Source organism: Streptomyces sp. ActVer (assembly GCF_027270795.1).
In the GTDB taxonomy this organism is placed as follows: Bacteria; Actinomycetota; Actinomycetes; order Streptomycetales; family Streptomycetaceae; genus Streptomyces; species Streptomyces umbrinus_A.
Genome location: NZ_JAPWHT010000053.1, coordinates 1 through 13,734 on the forward strand (window position 1 = coordinate 1; position 13,734 = coordinate 13,734).

Annotated in this window: 14 protein-coding genes; all 14 read left to right on the forward strand. The window is 68.7% G+C overall.

The annotated features are described in order from the left end of the window. On the forward strand, positions 1-1,445 hold a 1,445-nt coding region (gene rho, locus O3Q52_RS11770), incomplete at its 5' end, for a transcription termination factor Rho (RefSeq protein WP_269648732.1). A 390-nt stretch (positions 1,446-1,835) separates the two neighbouring features. After that, positions 1,836-2,969, forward strand: coding sequence for an LCP family protein (locus O3Q52_RS11775; RefSeq protein WP_269648733.1), 1,134 nt, complete (start codon positions 1,836-1,838; stop codon positions 2,967-2,969). A gap of 277 nt (positions 2,970-3,246) precedes the next feature. Continuing rightward, on the forward strand, positions 3,247-3,474 hold the full coding sequence (rpmE, locus tag O3Q52_RS11780) for a 50S ribosomal protein L31 (RefSeq protein WP_055614408.1): 228 nt from the start codon (positions 3,247-3,249) through the stop codon (positions 3,472-3,474). Positions 3,475-3,612: 138 nt separating this feature from the next. Beyond that, entirely contained in the window at positions 3,613-4,689 is a 1,077-nt protein-coding gene (gene prfA, locus O3Q52_RS11785) for a peptide chain release factor 1 (RefSeq protein WP_143636225.1), read from the forward strand. A 110-nt stretch (positions 4,690-4,799) separates the two neighbouring features. Then, entirely contained in the window at positions 4,800-5,639 is an 840-nt protein-coding gene (gene prmC / locus O3Q52_RS11790) for a peptide chain release factor N(5)-glutamine methyltransferase (RefSeq protein ID WP_269648734.1), read from the forward strand. A gap of 84 nt (positions 5,640-5,723) precedes the next feature. Beyond that, the gene (locus O3Q52_RS11795) at positions 5,724-6,371 is read left to right on the forward strand and encodes an L-threonylcarbamoyladenylate synthase (RefSeq protein ID WP_269648736.1); all 648 of its coding nucleotides are present in this window, start codon (positions 5,724-5,726) and stop codon (positions 6,369-6,371) included. Between the two features lie 23 nt (positions 6,372-6,394). Continuing rightward, the gene (locus O3Q52_RS11800; protein WP_269648753.1) at positions 6,395-7,048 is read left to right on the forward strand and encodes a protein-tyrosine-phosphatase; all 654 of its coding nucleotides are present in this window, start codon (positions 6,395-6,397) and stop codon (positions 7,046-7,048) included. Positions 7,049-7,421: 373 nt separating this feature from the next. Beyond that, positions 7,422-8,675 carry a serine hydroxymethyltransferase gene (gene glyA, locus O3Q52_RS11805; protein ID WP_269648737.1) on the forward strand — a complete coding sequence of 418 codons (1,254 nt, stop codon included), beginning with the start codon at positions 7,422-7,424 and terminating at the stop codon, positions 8,673-8,675. Positions 8,676-8,801: 126 nt separating this feature from the next. Continuing rightward, positions 8,802-10,214, forward strand: a complete 1,413-nt coding sequence (locus tag O3Q52_RS11810) for an MraY family glycosyltransferase (protein WP_269648738.1) — start codon at positions 8,802-8,804, stop codon at positions 10,212-10,214. Between the two features lie 296 nt (positions 10,215-10,510). Then, positions 10,511-10,948: a hypothetical protein gene (locus O3Q52_RS11815; RefSeq protein WP_055614414.1), complete on the forward strand. Its 438-nt coding sequence runs from the start codon at positions 10,511-10,513 to the stop codon at positions 10,946-10,948. 273 nt (positions 10,949-11,221) lie between these two features. After that, on the forward strand, positions 11,222-11,992 hold the full coding sequence (gene atpB, locus O3Q52_RS11820; RefSeq protein WP_269648754.1) for a F0F1 ATP synthase subunit A: 771 nt from the start codon (positions 11,222-11,224) through the stop codon (positions 11,990-11,992). A 75-nt stretch (positions 11,993-12,067) separates the two neighbouring features. After that, the gene (atpE, locus tag O3Q52_RS11825; RefSeq protein WP_105970730.1) at positions 12,068-12,298 is read left to right on the forward strand and encodes an ATP synthase F0 subunit C; all 231 of its coding nucleotides are present in this window, start codon (positions 12,068-12,070) and stop codon (positions 12,296-12,298) included. Positions 12,299-12,342: 44 nt separating this feature from the next. Then, on the forward strand, positions 12,343-12,900 hold the full coding sequence (locus O3Q52_RS11830) for a F0F1 ATP synthase subunit B (RefSeq protein WP_189837658.1): 558 nt from the start codon (positions 12,343-12,345) through the stop codon (positions 12,898-12,900). Continuing rightward, on the forward strand, positions 12,897-13,712 hold the full coding sequence (locus tag O3Q52_RS11835) for a F0F1 ATP synthase subunit delta (RefSeq protein ID WP_269648739.1): 816 nt from the start codon (positions 12,897-12,899) through the stop codon (positions 13,710-13,712). The genes O3Q52_RS11830 and O3Q52_RS11835 overlap by 4 nt, the downstream gene beginning before the upstream one ends. The last annotated feature ends 22 nt before the right edge of the window (positions 13,713-13,734 follow it).

Below are 13,734 nucleotides of genomic sequence, written 5' to 3' on the forward strand. Positions count from 1 at the left end.
ACCGTGACCGTCGCGACCGCGGCGACCGTGACCGTGGAGGCCGCGACCGCGACCGCCGTGGCAAGGGCGACGAGCAGCAGGGCGGCGGCAACCAGCAGCGCCAGGACCGCCAGGACCGTCAGGGCGGCCAGCAGCAGGGCGGCGGCCGTCAGGACCGCCAGGACCGCCAGCGTGACAACGGGCCCCAGGACGACGACGACTTCGAGGGTGGCCGCCGCGGCCGCCGCGGCCGTTACCGGGACCGCCGTGGCCGGCGCGGCCGCGACGAGTTCGGCCCCAACGAGCCGCAGCTCGCCGACGACGACGTCCTGATCCCCGTCGCGGGCATCCTGGACATCCTCGACAACTACGCGTTCATTCGTACGTCGGGCTACCTGCCCGGCCCGAACGACGTGTACGTCTCCCTCGCCCAGGTCCGCAAGAACGGTCTGCGCAAGGGCGACCACGTCACCGGCGCGGTCCGTCAGCCCAAGGACGGCGAGCGCCGCGAGAAGTTCAACGCGCTGGTCCGCCTCGACTCGGCGAACGGCATGGCCGCCGAATCCGGGCGCGGGCGGCCGGAGTTCAACAAGCTGACGCCCCTTTACCCGCAGGACCGGCTCCGTCTGGAGACCGACCCGGGCGTGCTGACCACCCGCATCATCGACCTCGTCGCGCCGATCGGTAAGGGACAGCGCGGTCTGATCGTGGCCCCGCCGAAGACCGGCAAGACCATGATCATGCAGGCGATCGCCAACGCGATCACGCACAACAACCCCGAGTGCCACCTGATGGTCGTCCTGGTCGACGAGCGTCCGGAAGAGGTCACCGACATGCAGCGGTCGGTGAAGGGCGAGGTCATCTCCTCGACCTTCGACCGTCCGGCCGAGGACCACACCACGGTCGCCGAGCTCGCCATCGAGCGTGCCAAGCGTCTGGTGGAGCTGGGTCACGACGTCGTCGTACTGCTCGACTCGATCACGCGTCTGGGCCGTGCGTACAACCTCGCCGCCCCGGCCTCCGGCCGCATCCTGTCCGGTGGTGTCGACTCGACCGCGCTCTACCCGCCGAAGCGCTTCTTCGGTGCCGCGCGCAACATCGAGGACGGCGGATCGCTGACCATCCTGGCCACCGCGCTCGTCGACACCGGCTCGCGCATGGACGAGGTCATCTTCGAGGAGTTCAAGGGCACCGGCAACGCCGAGCTCAAGCTCGACCGGAAGCTCGCCGACAAGCGCATCTTCCCGGCGGTGGACGTCGACGCGTCCGGTACCCGTAAGGAAGAGATCCTGCTCGGCAGCGACGAGTTGGCGATCACCTGGAAGCTGCGTCGGGTGCTGCACGCGCTCGATCAGCAGCAGGCGATCGAGCTGCTCCTGGACAAGATGAAGCAGACGAAGTCGAACGCCGAGTTCCTGCTGCAGATCCAGAAGACGACGCCGATGCCGGGCAACGGCAACGACTGAGGCAGCACAGCCGGCCAGGCCGGTAACGCGAAGGGCCACCCCGTGTACGCGACGGGGTGGCCCTTCGCGTTGGCCGTCGCGTCGACCTTTCGAGGTGCAAGAGCCCCGGTGAAATGGGCTGTGAAGAGACCTTCGCCACAGATGTGAGGAGCGCCACGTGCTCGCGGAAGCACGCCGTCCGCCATCGAAAGCCCAGGTGAGCGCTCGACGGTCCGTCCCGCCCCTCACCCAGCGTGTCCGTTGATCCACAGCGCGGTCACAGCGCGTCGTGCAACCCTTTTTCCGGTTTCAACGTCTGACCGGACGGGTCCTGACAGAGACGTCGCGGCAGATGACCACGCCTGACCCTGACTGCAGGGGGTAACCGAACGTACGAGGACTGAGGAGCACATGTCTGCCGAGAGCATGCCGGAACCCGGCACACCGGAGGATTCCGGTTCGAGCGCCCCGCGCCGCCGCGGCAAGGGCAGCCGCCGCAGGCCGCGGAGCACGCGCCACAAGGCGCTCGTCATCACGGCCTGGGCCGCCGCGGGCGTCGTCGTGCTGGGCGGTACCGGCCTCGGGTTCATGTACTTCAAGCTCAACGACAACATCAAGAGCGTCGACATCAACCAGGCACTCGGCACCGACCGGCCCCTGGACGTCGACAACGGCTCGCAGGACATCCTCGTACTCGGCTCCGACACACGCTCCGGCGGCAACAAGGAGCTCGGCGGCGGCGTCGACGACGGCAGTGCCCGCTCGGACACCGCGATGATCGTGCACGTCTCCGAGGGCCACAAGAAGGCCAGCGTGGTCTCCATACCCCGCGACACCCTCGTGGACCGGCCCGAGTGCACCGACAGCAAGGGCGTCGAGCACGACGCCGGGTCCCAGGTGATGTTCAACTCCGCGTACTCGACCGGCGGCGCCGCCTGTGCCGTGAAGACCGTCGAGTCGATGACCGGCATCCGCATGGACCACTACATCGAGGTCGACTTCAGCGGCTTCCAGAAGCTCATCGACGAACTCGGCGGCGTGAAGGTCACCACGACCAAGAGCATCCGGGACGAGGAGAGCCACCTCAACCTGAAGGCCGGCACGCATCAGCTCACCGGCAAGCAGGCGCTCGGTCTGGTCCGCACCCGGCACGGCGTCGGCGACGGCTCCGACCTCGGCCGGATCCAGCTCCAGCAGGCGTTCATCAAGGCCCTGGTCGAGCAGGTCAAGAACATCGGCGTACTGACCAGCCCCAAGAAGCTGTTCGATCTCGCCGACACCGCGACGAAGACCGTCACCACCGACACCGATCTCGACACGGTCAAGGGCCTGGCCTCGTTCGCCAACGGCCTCAAGGGCATCAGCCCGTCGAACATGAACATGGTGACGATGCCGGTCCAGTACGACCCGGCCGACGGCAACCGTGTCCTCGTCCTCAAGGCCAAGTCCCAGCAGGTCTGGGACGCCCTGAAGAACGACCGCCCGATCCCGAGGTCGGCGACCAAGGGTGCGGCGACGGGGGCGGCGAAGGGTGTTGTGAGCTAGGCGCTCCGCTGGGGGCCGTTTGTTGTCTGCGGGTCCGGTGGGGGTTGCTCGCGCAGTTCCCCGCGCCCCTGAAAGGCGGGACTGCGCCCCTGCCTTTCGTTTTTCAGGGGCGCGGGGAACTGCGCGACAAGCCCCCACCGGACCCGCAGGGAATACACAACGCGAACCCCCGGTTTTGGGGGATGGCCCCAGTCCTGGCAGACTGGTACGTCGGCCCCGGTTCACGCTCCGCAGCCCGCGGCAGCGACCCGGCGCCCTCCCGAAACTAGGAGACACCTTGAAGCGCGACATCCACCCCGAGTACGTCGAGACGCAGGTCAGCTGCACCTGTGGCGCGTCGTTCACCACCCGCAGCACGATCTCCAGCGGCACCGTCCGTGCCGAGGTCTGCTCCGAGTGCCACCCGTTCTACACGGGCAAGCAGAAGATCCTCGACACCGGTGGCCGCGTGGCCCGCTTCGAGGCCCGCTTCGGCAAGGCCAAGGCTGCCGCTGACAACAAGTAGCGAGCACACTGCGCCGGTCTTCGGTGCCTCCGTCCAGGGGGCGCTGGGACCGGCGCTTTGCGGTGCAGCCCCTATTCGTCGTAGTACCTACGTCCCCGCGCCCGTCATGGAGCGGGGGACAGTCCATTGGAGCCGGAGATGTTCGAGGCGGTCGAGGAACTGATCGGCGAGCACGCCGATCTGGAGAAGAAGCTCGCTGACCCGTCGGTCCACGCCGACCAGGCCAACGCGCGCAAGCTCAACAAGCGCTACGCCGAGCTCACCCCGATCGTCGCGACGTACCGCTCCTGGAAGCAGACCGGGGACGACATCGAGACGGCGAAGGAGTTCGTCGCCGACGACCCGGACTTCGCGGCCGAGGTCAAGGAGCTGGAGAAGCAGCGCGAGGAACTGACGGAGAAGCTCCGGCTGCTCCTCGTCCCGCGCGACCCCAGCGACGACAAGGACGTCATCCTGGAGATCAAGGCGGGCGCGGGCGGCGACGAGTCGGCCCTGTTCGCCGGTGACCTGCTGCGCATGTATCTCCGGTATGCCGAGCGCGTCGGCTGGAAGACCGAGATCATCGACTCCACCGAGTCCGAGCTGGGCGGCTACAAGGACGTCCAGGTCGCCGTGAAGACCAAGGGCGGCCAGGGCGCCACCGAGCCCGGCCAGGGTGTCTGGGCCCGGATGAAGTACGAGGGCGGGGTGCACCGCGTGCAGCGGGTGCCCTCGACCGAGTCGCAGGGCCGCATCCACACCTCCGCCGCCGGTGTGCTGGTCACGCCCGAGGCCGAGGAGGTCGACGTCGAGATCCTCGCGAACGACCTGCGGATCGACGTCTACCGCTCCTCCGGGCCCGGCGGCCAGTCCGTCAACACGACCGACTCCGCCGTGCGCATCACGCACATTCCCACCGGAGTCGTCGCCTCCTGCCAGAACGAGAAGAGCCAGCTGCAGAACAAGGAGCAGGCGATGCGTATCCTGCGCTCCAGGCTGCTGGCCGCGGCACAGGAGGAGGCGGAGAGCAAGGCCGCGGACGCCCGCCGCAGCCAGGTCCGTACCGTCGACCGCTCCGAGAAGATCCGTACGTACAACTTCCCGGAGAACCGCATCTCGGACCACCGGGTCGGCTTCAAGGCGTACAACTTGGACCAGGTGCTCGACGGTGATCTGGACGCGGTGATCCAGGCGTGCGTCGACGCGGACTCGGCCGCCAAGCTCGCCGCGGCGTAAGGCACGTACAAGTACAGCGCAGTACACATCCGCTCGACGGACAACAGCACAGCTCCCGGAGGACCAGCGTGCAGCAACATCTTGGGGGGCGACCCCCAAACCCCCGCGGCGTGCTGCTCGCGGAAGTGGCCCAGGCCACCCAGCGGCTGGCCGACGCCGGCGTGCCCTCGCCGCGCAACGACGCCGAGGAACTCGCCGCGTTCGTGCACGGCGTGAAGCGGGGCGAGCTGCACACCGTCAAGGACGCGGACTTCGACGCCCGGTACTGGGAGGTGATCGCGCGCCGCGAGGCCCGCGAGCCGCTCCAGCACATCACCGGACGGGCCTACTTCCGCTATCTGGAACTCCAGGTCGGGCCGGGCGTGTTCGTGCCCCGGCCCGAGACGGAGTCCGTGGTCGGCTGGGCCATAGACGCCGTACGCGCGATGGACGTCGTCGAGCCGCTGATCGTCGACCTGTGCACCGGCTCGGGCGCGATCGCGCTCGCCCTCGCGCAGGAGGTGCCGCGCTCGCGCGTCCACGCCGTCGAACTGTCCGAGGACGCCCTGCGGTGGACCCGTAAGAACGTCGAGGGATCCAGGGTCGACCTGCGGCAGGGCAACGCCCTGGACGCGTTCCGCGACCTCGACGGCCAGGTCGACCTCGTCATCTCCAACCCGCCGTACATCCCGCTGACCGAATGGGAGTACGTCGCTCCGGAGGCCCGGGACTACGATCCCGAACTCGCCCTGTTCTCGGGGGAGGACGGCCTCGACCTCATCCGCGGTCTGGAGCGCACCGCGCACCGGCTGCTGCGGCCCGGCGGTGTCGTCGTCATCGAGCACGCCGACACCCAGGGCGGGCAGGTGCCGTGGATCTTCACCGAGGAGCGGGGCTGGGCCGACGCCGCGGACCATCCCGACCTCAACAACCGGCCGCGGTTCGCGACCGCCCGCAGGGCGACGCCATGACAGCGGCGACTTCTTGCGTGGACGACGTGGAAAACGTTAGATGCGCGGCCAACGGGGCCCGCGTGTTCGAGGAGGCTTGCTGATATGGCACGGCGATACGACACCAACGACGCGACCGACCGCTCGACGGGTCTGCGCGAGGCCGCGTCCGCCGTCCGCCGCGGCGAGCTCGTGGTGCTGCCGACCGACACCGTGTACGGGATCGGCGCCGACGCGTTCAGCTCGGAGGCCGTGACCGACCTGCTGGAGGCCAAGGGCCGCGGCCGGAACATGCCCACGCCCGTCCTCATCGGCTCCCCGAACACGCTGCACGGCCTGGTCACCGACTTCTCCGAGATGGCGTGGGAGCTCGTCGACGCGTTCTGGCCGGGCGCGCTCACGCTCGTCGCCAAGCACCAGCCGTCCCTCCAGTGGGACCTGGGGGACACCCGTGGCACGGTCGCCGTACGTATGCCGCTGCACCCGGTCGCCATCGAGCTGCTGACCGAGGTCGGTCCGCTGGCCGTCTCCTCCGCGAACCTGACCGGCCACCCGGCCCCCGAGGACTGTGACGCCGCGCAGGAGATGCTCGGCGACTCCGTCTCCGTCTACCTGGACGGCGGGCCGACCCCCGGCAACGTCCCGTCGTCGATCGTCGACGTCACGGGCAAGGTGCCGGTGCTCCTGCGGGCGGGAGCCCTGTCCGCCGAGGAGCTGCGAAAGGTCGTACCCGACCTCGAGGTGGCGAATTGACAGCCCCTGACGCGGGGCGTGGCATAGGTACGGGGACGGGGTACACGGGGGCTTACGGCGACGGGGCCTCGGGGGACTCCTCTTTTCGCATCCTCCACGTCAGCACCGGCAATGTGTGCCGCTCGCCGATCACCGAGCGGCTGACCCGTCATGCCCTGGCGGACCGGCTCGGCGACCCCCTGTGGGGCGGCCTGATCGTGGAGAGCGCCGGCACCTGGGGCCACGAGGGCGCACCCATGGAGGCCAACGCGGAGGCGGTCCTCGCGGACTTCGGCGCGGACGCCTCCGGCTTCGTCGGCCGTGAGCTGCTGGACGAGCACGTCATCAGGGCCGACCTCGTCCTCACGGCCACCCGCGACCACCGCGCCCAGGTCATCTCCATGGGCCACTCGGCGGGCCTGCGCACCTTCACCCTGAAGGAGTTCACCCGCCTGGTCCGCGCCATAGACCCCGCCACCCTCCCTCCCCTGGACGACGGCATGGTCGAACGCGCCCGAGCCCTGGTCCGCGCGGCAGCGGCTCTACGCGGGTGGCTCCTGGCCCCCACAGCAGAGGCGGACGAGGTGTACGACCCGTACGGCGCCCCGCTCCCGTTCTTCCGCTCGGTGGGGGATGAGATCAACCAGGCGCTTGATCCGGTGGTCACGGCGCTGACGGGTGTGCCCGCGCGCACCTGATCCGACCCGGGGCCGAACACCGGCGGACGGAGTCCGGCGCAGCGGCTCGAAGCCCGAGAGGCCCGCCAGGGCCGAGCGGTGCGAGAGGCGCGTCGGGGATCGGTCGAGATCAACCCGGCGCTTGATCCGGTGGTCACGGCGCTGACGGGTGTGCCCGCGCGCACCTGATCCGACCCGGGGCCGAACACCGGCGGACGGAGTCCGGCGCAGCGGCTCGCGGTGACATGAGCGGCTCCGCCGGGAGGCCCGCCAGGGCCGAGCGGTGCGAGAGGCGCGTGAAGGAGGGGCCCCGCTCGGGCGTAACACCGGGCGCGGGTGGGGTCACGGTTCTACATTGGACTTAGCGTTCCCCTGTCGAGGTCCGGAGTCCGCCATGCCGGTCGCACACACGCTTGAAGGTCCGCTGTCGGTCGACGTGCTCGGCCGGCAGGATCCTGAGCTGGCCGAGATCCTGCTCGGGGAGTTGGAGCGGCAGTCGACGACGCTGCAGCTCATCGCCGCCGAGAACTTCACCTCGCCGGCCGTGCTGGCGGCGCTGGGCTCGCCGCTCGCGAACAAGTACGCCGAGGGATATCCCGGTGCCCGGCACCACGGCGGCTGCGAGATCGTCGACGTGGCCGAGCGCATCGCCGTGGAGCGCGCCAAGGCCCTGTTCGGCGCCGATCACGCCAACGTGCAGTCCCACTCCGGGAGTTCGGCCGTCCTGGCCGCGTACGCCGCCCTGCTGCGTCCGGGAGACACCGTCCTCGCGATGGGTCTGCCGCACGGAGGCCACCTCACGCACGGGTCGCCCGCGAACTTCTCCGGCCGCTGGTTCGACTTCGTCGGGTACGGCGTCGACCCCGAGAGCGGGCTCATCGACCACGAGCAGGTGCGCACCCTGGCCCGTACGCACCGGCCGAAGGCCATCGTGTGCGGATCGATCTCGTATCCCCGCCACATCGACTACGCCGCGTTCCGCGAGGTCGCGGACGAGGTCGGCGCCTATCTCATCGCGGACGCCGCCCATCCCATCGGGCTCGTCGCCGGGGGAGCGGCGCCCAGTCCGGTCCCCTACGCGGATGTCGTGTGCGCGACCACGCACAAGGTTCTGCGCGGCCCGCGCGGCGGCATGCTGCTGTGCGGGAGCGAACTGGCCGAGCGGGTGGACCGGGCGGTGTTCCCCTTCACACAGGGCGGCGCGCAGATGCACACCATCGCCGCCAAGGCCGTCGCGTTCGGTGAGGCGGCAACACCGGCGTTCACCGCGTACGCCCATCAGGTGGTGGCGAATGCGCGCGTACTGGCGCAGGGCCTGGCCGCCGAGGGGCTCGCGGTCACCACCGGCGGCACCGACACCCATCTGCTCACCGTCGACCCGGCACCGCTCGGGGTGGACGGCCGCACCGCCCGCGGGCGTCTCGCCGCGGCCGGAATGGTCCTCGACACCTGTGCCCTGCCCCATCCCGACGTGCGAGGGCTGCGTCTGGGTACGTCCGCCCTCACCACCCAGGGGATGGGCGAGGCCGAGACCGCGCGTATCGCGGTGCTGTTCGCGACGGCCCTGCGGGACGAGTCCGCCGGGCGTGGAGTGCGTGAAGAAGTGCGGGATCTGACCGGAAGATTTCCGCCCTATCCCGCCCACTGAGGGGTAGCCGATCACCGGTGCACAGCCACTCGTGCAACCATCGGCTCTACCCGGAAGTCCCCAACCGTATGCGCACGAAGCTAGGGTGTGGGGCTGAGATGGCCAGCGAGATCTGTGGGGAAGCCTGTGCGTGAATACCTCCTGACGCTCTGCATCACGGCCGCGGTGACGTACCTGCTGACCGGGCCGGTGCGGAAGTTCGCGATCGTGGCCGGAGCGATGCCGGAGATCCGGGCACGTGACGTGCACCGGGAACCCACACCGCGCCTCGGCGGCATCGCGATGTTCTTCGGGCTGTGCGCCGGCCTGCTGGTCGCCGACCACCTGACGAACCTCAGTGAGGTCTTCGAGAACTCCAACGAGCCGCGGGCCCTGCTCTCCGGCGCGGCCCTGATCTGGCTGATCGGCGTCCTGGACGACAAGTTCGAGATCGACGCCCTCATCAAGCTCGGCGGCCAGATGATCGCCGCGGGCGTCATGGTCATGCAGGGTCTGACGATCCTGTGGCTGCCGATCCCCGGCGTCGGCTCGGTCTCCCTGACCCAGTGGCAGGGCACGCTGCTGACCGTCGCGCTCGTCGTGATCACCATCAACGCCGTGAACTTCGCCGACGGCCTCGACGGTCTCGCCGCCGGCATGGTGTGCATCGCGTCCGCCGCGTTCTTCATGTACGGCTACCGCATCTGGTACGGCTACGGGCTTGAGTCCGCCGCCCCCGCCACCCTCTTCTCCGCGCTCCTCATGGGCATGTGTCTCGGCTTCCTGCCGCACAACATGCATCCCGCGCGGATCTTCATGGGCGACTCGGGCTCGATGCTCATCGGCCTGGTACTGGCGGCCGGTGCGATCTCCATCACCGGGCAGGTCGACCCGGACGCGATGAACCTCTTCGCCGGGTCCGAGAAGGAGGCCGTGCACCAGACGGTGCCGGTCTACATCCCGCTGCTGCTGCCGCTGACGATCATCGCGGTCCCGGCGGCCGACCTGGTGCTCGCCATCGTGCGGCGCACCTGGCGCGGTCAGTCGCCGTTCGCCGCCGACCGCGGCCACCTGCACCACCGTCTCCTTGAGATCGGCCACTCGCACAGCCGGGCCGTGCTCATCATGTACTTCTGGTCGGCGCTCATCGCCTTCGGAGCCCTGGCCTACTCGGTGAACTCCGGGGCCATGTGGATCGTGCTCGGCATCATGGCGCTCAGCGCGGTGGGCCTGGTCCTGCTCCTGCTGCCGCGCTTCACACCGCGCGCCCCGCGCTGGGCCGAACACTTCGTGCCGCCGCGCTACCGTCGCCGCAGGGCCGTGGAGCTGTCGGCGGAGGCCTCGACCGAGGTCGCCTACGCCACGGGTGACGGGACGAACGACGGGGCACCCGTCGGAGCCGGCGTCGGCGATCGCGCCGACGACTGCGACGGCGTCGACGGCGAACGTGAGGAACGCCGCACTCCGGTTGTCGCCGGTGTCTCAGGAGTCAATGGGGCGACGGCTGTTGGACCCCGTTCGCGTCTCCTGGACGAGCGCAAAGCCGGAACGTCCCGCTGACGCGAGGTAAGGATCGTGCAAGAAGCGGCGCAGCGACGGCGTCGGTAAACCGCCCCAATACCAAACAATTTGGTCGCTCGAGTGCACAGGCGTGCAGTTTCACTCTCATGTGTGACGCCGAGCACACCAACCAGGTAAAGACCTCATCAAATAGTTTGTGATACGGTTCACGAGAACCCGGGACAGAGCCGAAGGACCGCAGTGCGACGGTCCATCGGCGGTGAGGTTCTCTCTCTGTCCGGGACTACGCTCGTCCATGACGACACCTGCCCCTTTGAGCAAGCGGAGTTGCCGCCATGCCGTCCAATGACGTCCGGATCCTTCTCCAGGCCGCTGTGCCCACAGCTGCCGTCGGCGCGATTGCCGCCGTCGTCAGCGGTGTGGTCGCCGGCGGCAAGGGAGCGATCGGGGCGGGCTTCGCGACGCTGGTCGTGATCCTCTTCATGGGCATCGGGCTGTACGTCCTGCAGCGCACCGCCAAATCGCTTCCGCACCTTTTCCAGGCGATGGGTCTGATGCTCTATACGGCACAGATTCTGCTGCTGTTCATCTTCGTCGCCGCCTTCAAGAACACGACGCTGTTCAACCCCAAGGCTTTCGCGATCACGCTGGTCGCCACCACGCTCGCGTGGATCGGCGCCCAGGCGCGTGCCCACATGAAGGCCAAGATCCTCTATGTCGAACCCGACTCCTCGAAGGGCGACAAGCCCGAAAAGACGGGGCACTCGTCGTGAGGGGTAGGGCCGGGATAAGCGCGGGTGGGAGATCCTGCTATCGTCCGGTGCCAACTGCGGCATCGCGGGCGCGGGCATGTGAGCTGACGCCTGCCCCAGCGCGAGGCTCGATGCCCTCCAGCCGCCCCCACATCCGTAACACCAGTCCAGTGCCGAACCGTGGCTGCGCGCCGCGCCGACACAACGAGGTTGCCGTACCCATGCGTCACGCCGAAGGAGCCCGTGGTGAGTGCTGACCAGACCCAGCTCGCCTTTGAGTGGAACTGTCGGATCATGTCCGACAACGGCTGCGGCTTCCCGGCACCGGGCCTGCAGTCGTTCCTTTTCAAGCCGATCGTCGAGGTCGGTGGGTTCGAGTTCAACAAGGTGATGCTGCTCGCGCTCATCACCACGCTCCTTGTCATCACCTTCTTCACGCTTGCCTTCGGCAAGGCGAAGGTGGTCCCGGGCAAGCTGCAGATGATCGGCGAGGCGGGCTACGACTTCGTACGCCGCGGAATCGTCTACGAGACCATCGGCAAGAAGGAGGGGGAGAAGTTCGTCCCCTTCATGGTCTCGCTGTTCTTCTTCATCTGGATCATGAACATCTGGTCCGTGATTCCGCTGGCACAGTTCCCGGTGTCCTCGGTCATCGCCTACCCGATGGTGCTGGCCGCCATCGTCTACGTGGTGTGGGTCTCGCTGACCTTCAAGAAGCACGGCTTCGTGGGCTTCTTCAAGAACGTCACCGGCTACGACAAGTCGCTCGGCCCGGTCCTGCCGCTGGTCATGGTCATCGAGTTCTTCTCGAACCTGCTGGTCCGCCCCTTCACGCACGCGGTGCGACTGTTCGCCAACATGTTCGCCGGTCACCTGATGCTGGTCATGTTCACGGTCGCCTCCTGGTACCTGCTCAACAGCTGGATGGTTCCGGCCGCCGGTGTGTCCTTCGTGATGGCCGTGGCCATGGTCGGTTTCGAGCTCTTCGTCCAGGCCGTCCAGGCGTACGTGTTCGTGCTGCTGGCCTGCACCTACGTTCAGGGCGCTCTCGCAGAGCACCACTGAGCCGCCCCTCCCCTCAGCCCCAGAACGTCCGGTGGCCAACCCCCGCCGGTCCATGAAAGAGAAGGAAGAATCAGCATGGCTGCCCTTGAGACCCTCGCCGCTGTCGAAGGCAACATCGGTTCCATCGGTTACGGCCTCGCCGCCATCGGCCCCGGCGTCGGCGTCGGCATCATCTTCGGCAACGGCACCCAGGCGCTGGCCCGCCAGCCCGAAGCGGCCGGCCTGATCCGTGCCAACCAGATCCTCGGTTTCGCGTTCTGTGAGGCGCTCGCCCTCATCGGCATCGTCATGCCGTTCGTCTACTAGACCGACGCATCGACGATCGAAACCTTTCAAGGAAAGGCACTGATGTGATCGCCAACCTGGTACAGCTGGCGGCCGAGGAGAAGCAGAACCCGCTTGTCCCGCCGGGCCCCGAGCTGCTTGTCGGCACCATCGCCTTCGCCATCGTGTTCTTCTTCTTCTGGAAGAAGCTCCTCCCGAACATCAACAAGGTTCTGGAAGAGCGCCGCGCGGCGATCGAAGGCGGTATCGAAGAGGCCGACGCCATGAAGGTCGAGGCCCAGAGCGTGCTGGAGCAGTACAAGGCTCAGCTCGCCGAGGCTCGGCACGAGGCCGCGCGTCTGCGCCAGGAGGCGCAGGAGCAGGGCGCCACGCTCATCGCCGAGATGCGTGCGGAAGGCCAGCGGCAGCGCGAGGAGATCATCGCCGCCGGTCACTCGCAGATCGCGGCGGACCGCAAGGCCGCGTCGTCGGCGCTGCGCCAGGACGTGGGCCAGCTGGCCACCGAACTGGCCGGCAAGCTCGTCGGCGAGTCCCTCGAGGACCACGCCCGGCAGAGCCGCACGATCGACCGGTTCCTCGACGGTCTCGACGAGTCCGCTTCGAAGGCCGAGGCGTCGCGATGAACGGAGCGAGCCGCGAGGCCCTGGCCGCCGCACGAGAGCGTCTCGACGCGCTGACGGACAACACGTCCGTGGACGCGACGCTGCTCGCCGACGAGCTGGCCGCCGTCACCGCGCTGCTCGACCGCGAGGTGTCACTGCGTCGGGTCCTCACCGACCCGGCGCAGGCCGGAGAGGCGAAGGCCGAACTGGCCGGGCGTCTGTTCGGCGGCCAGGTCGGCGGTCCGACCGCCGATCTGGTGGCCGGTCTGGTGCGCTCCCGCTGGTCGCGCTCCCGTGACCTGGTCGACTCCATCGAGGAGCTGGCCGACACCGCCGACCTCACGGCGGCGCAGCAGGCGGGCACGCTCGACGAGGTCGAGGACGAGCTGTTCCGGTTCGGCCGGATCGTCTCTTCGAACACCGGGCTGCGTGCCGCACTGACCGACCGCGGCGCCACGACCGCGGCCAAGAGCGAGCTGCTGCGCAGCCTGCTCGGCGGCCGGGCCAGGGCGACGACCGAGCGTCTGGTCACGCGCCTTGTGACCGCGCCCCGGGGACGTAGCCTGGAGTCGGGACTCGAGTCCCTGTCCAAGCTCGCCGCCGAGCGTCGTAGCCGCATGGTCGCCGTCGTCACCTCGGCGGTTCCGCTGAGCGACCCGCAGAAGCAGCGCCTGGGTGCCGCCCTCGCGAAGCTCTACGGCCGCCAGATGCACCTCAACCTCGACGTGGACCCCGAGGTCCTCGGCGGGATCCGGGTGCAGGTCGGCGACGAGGTCATCAACGGCTCCATCGCGGACCGGCTGGAGGACGTCGGCCGCCGCATGGCGAGCTAGCGACAGCAACTCAATACACGTA

Bases quoted from the DNA above. Each gene is read 5' to 3' on its own strand.
- O3Q52_RS11775 (WP_269648733.1), top strand. From the start codon at position 1,836: ATGTCTGCCGAGAGCATGCCGGAACCCGGCACACCGGAGGATTCCGGT.
- prfA (WP_143636225.1), top strand. From the start codon at position 3,613: ATGTTCGAGGCGGTCGAGGAACTGATCGGCGAGCACGCCGATCTGGAG.
- O3Q52_RS11795 (WP_269648736.1), top strand. From the start codon at position 5,724: ATGGCACGGCGATACGACACCAACGACGCGACCGACCGCTCGACGGGT.
- glyA (WP_269648737.1), top strand. From the start codon at position 7,422: ATGCCGGTCGCACACACGCTTGAAGGTCCGCTGTCGGTCGACGTGCTC.
- O3Q52_RS11815 (WP_055614414.1), top strand. From the start codon at position 10,511: ATGCCGTCCAATGACGTCCGGATCCTTCTCCAGGCCGCTGTGCCCACA.
- atpB (WP_269648754.1), top strand. From the start codon at position 11,222: ATGTCCGACAACGGCTGCGGCTTCCCGGCACCGGGCCTGCAGTCGTTC.
- atpE (WP_105970730.1), top strand. From the start codon at position 12,068: ATGGCTGCCCTTGAGACCCTCGCCGCTGTCGAAGGCAACATCGGTTCC.
- O3Q52_RS11835 (WP_269648739.1), top strand. From the start codon at position 12,897: ATGAACGGAGCGAGCCGCGAGGCCCTGGCCGCCGCACGAGAGCGTCTC.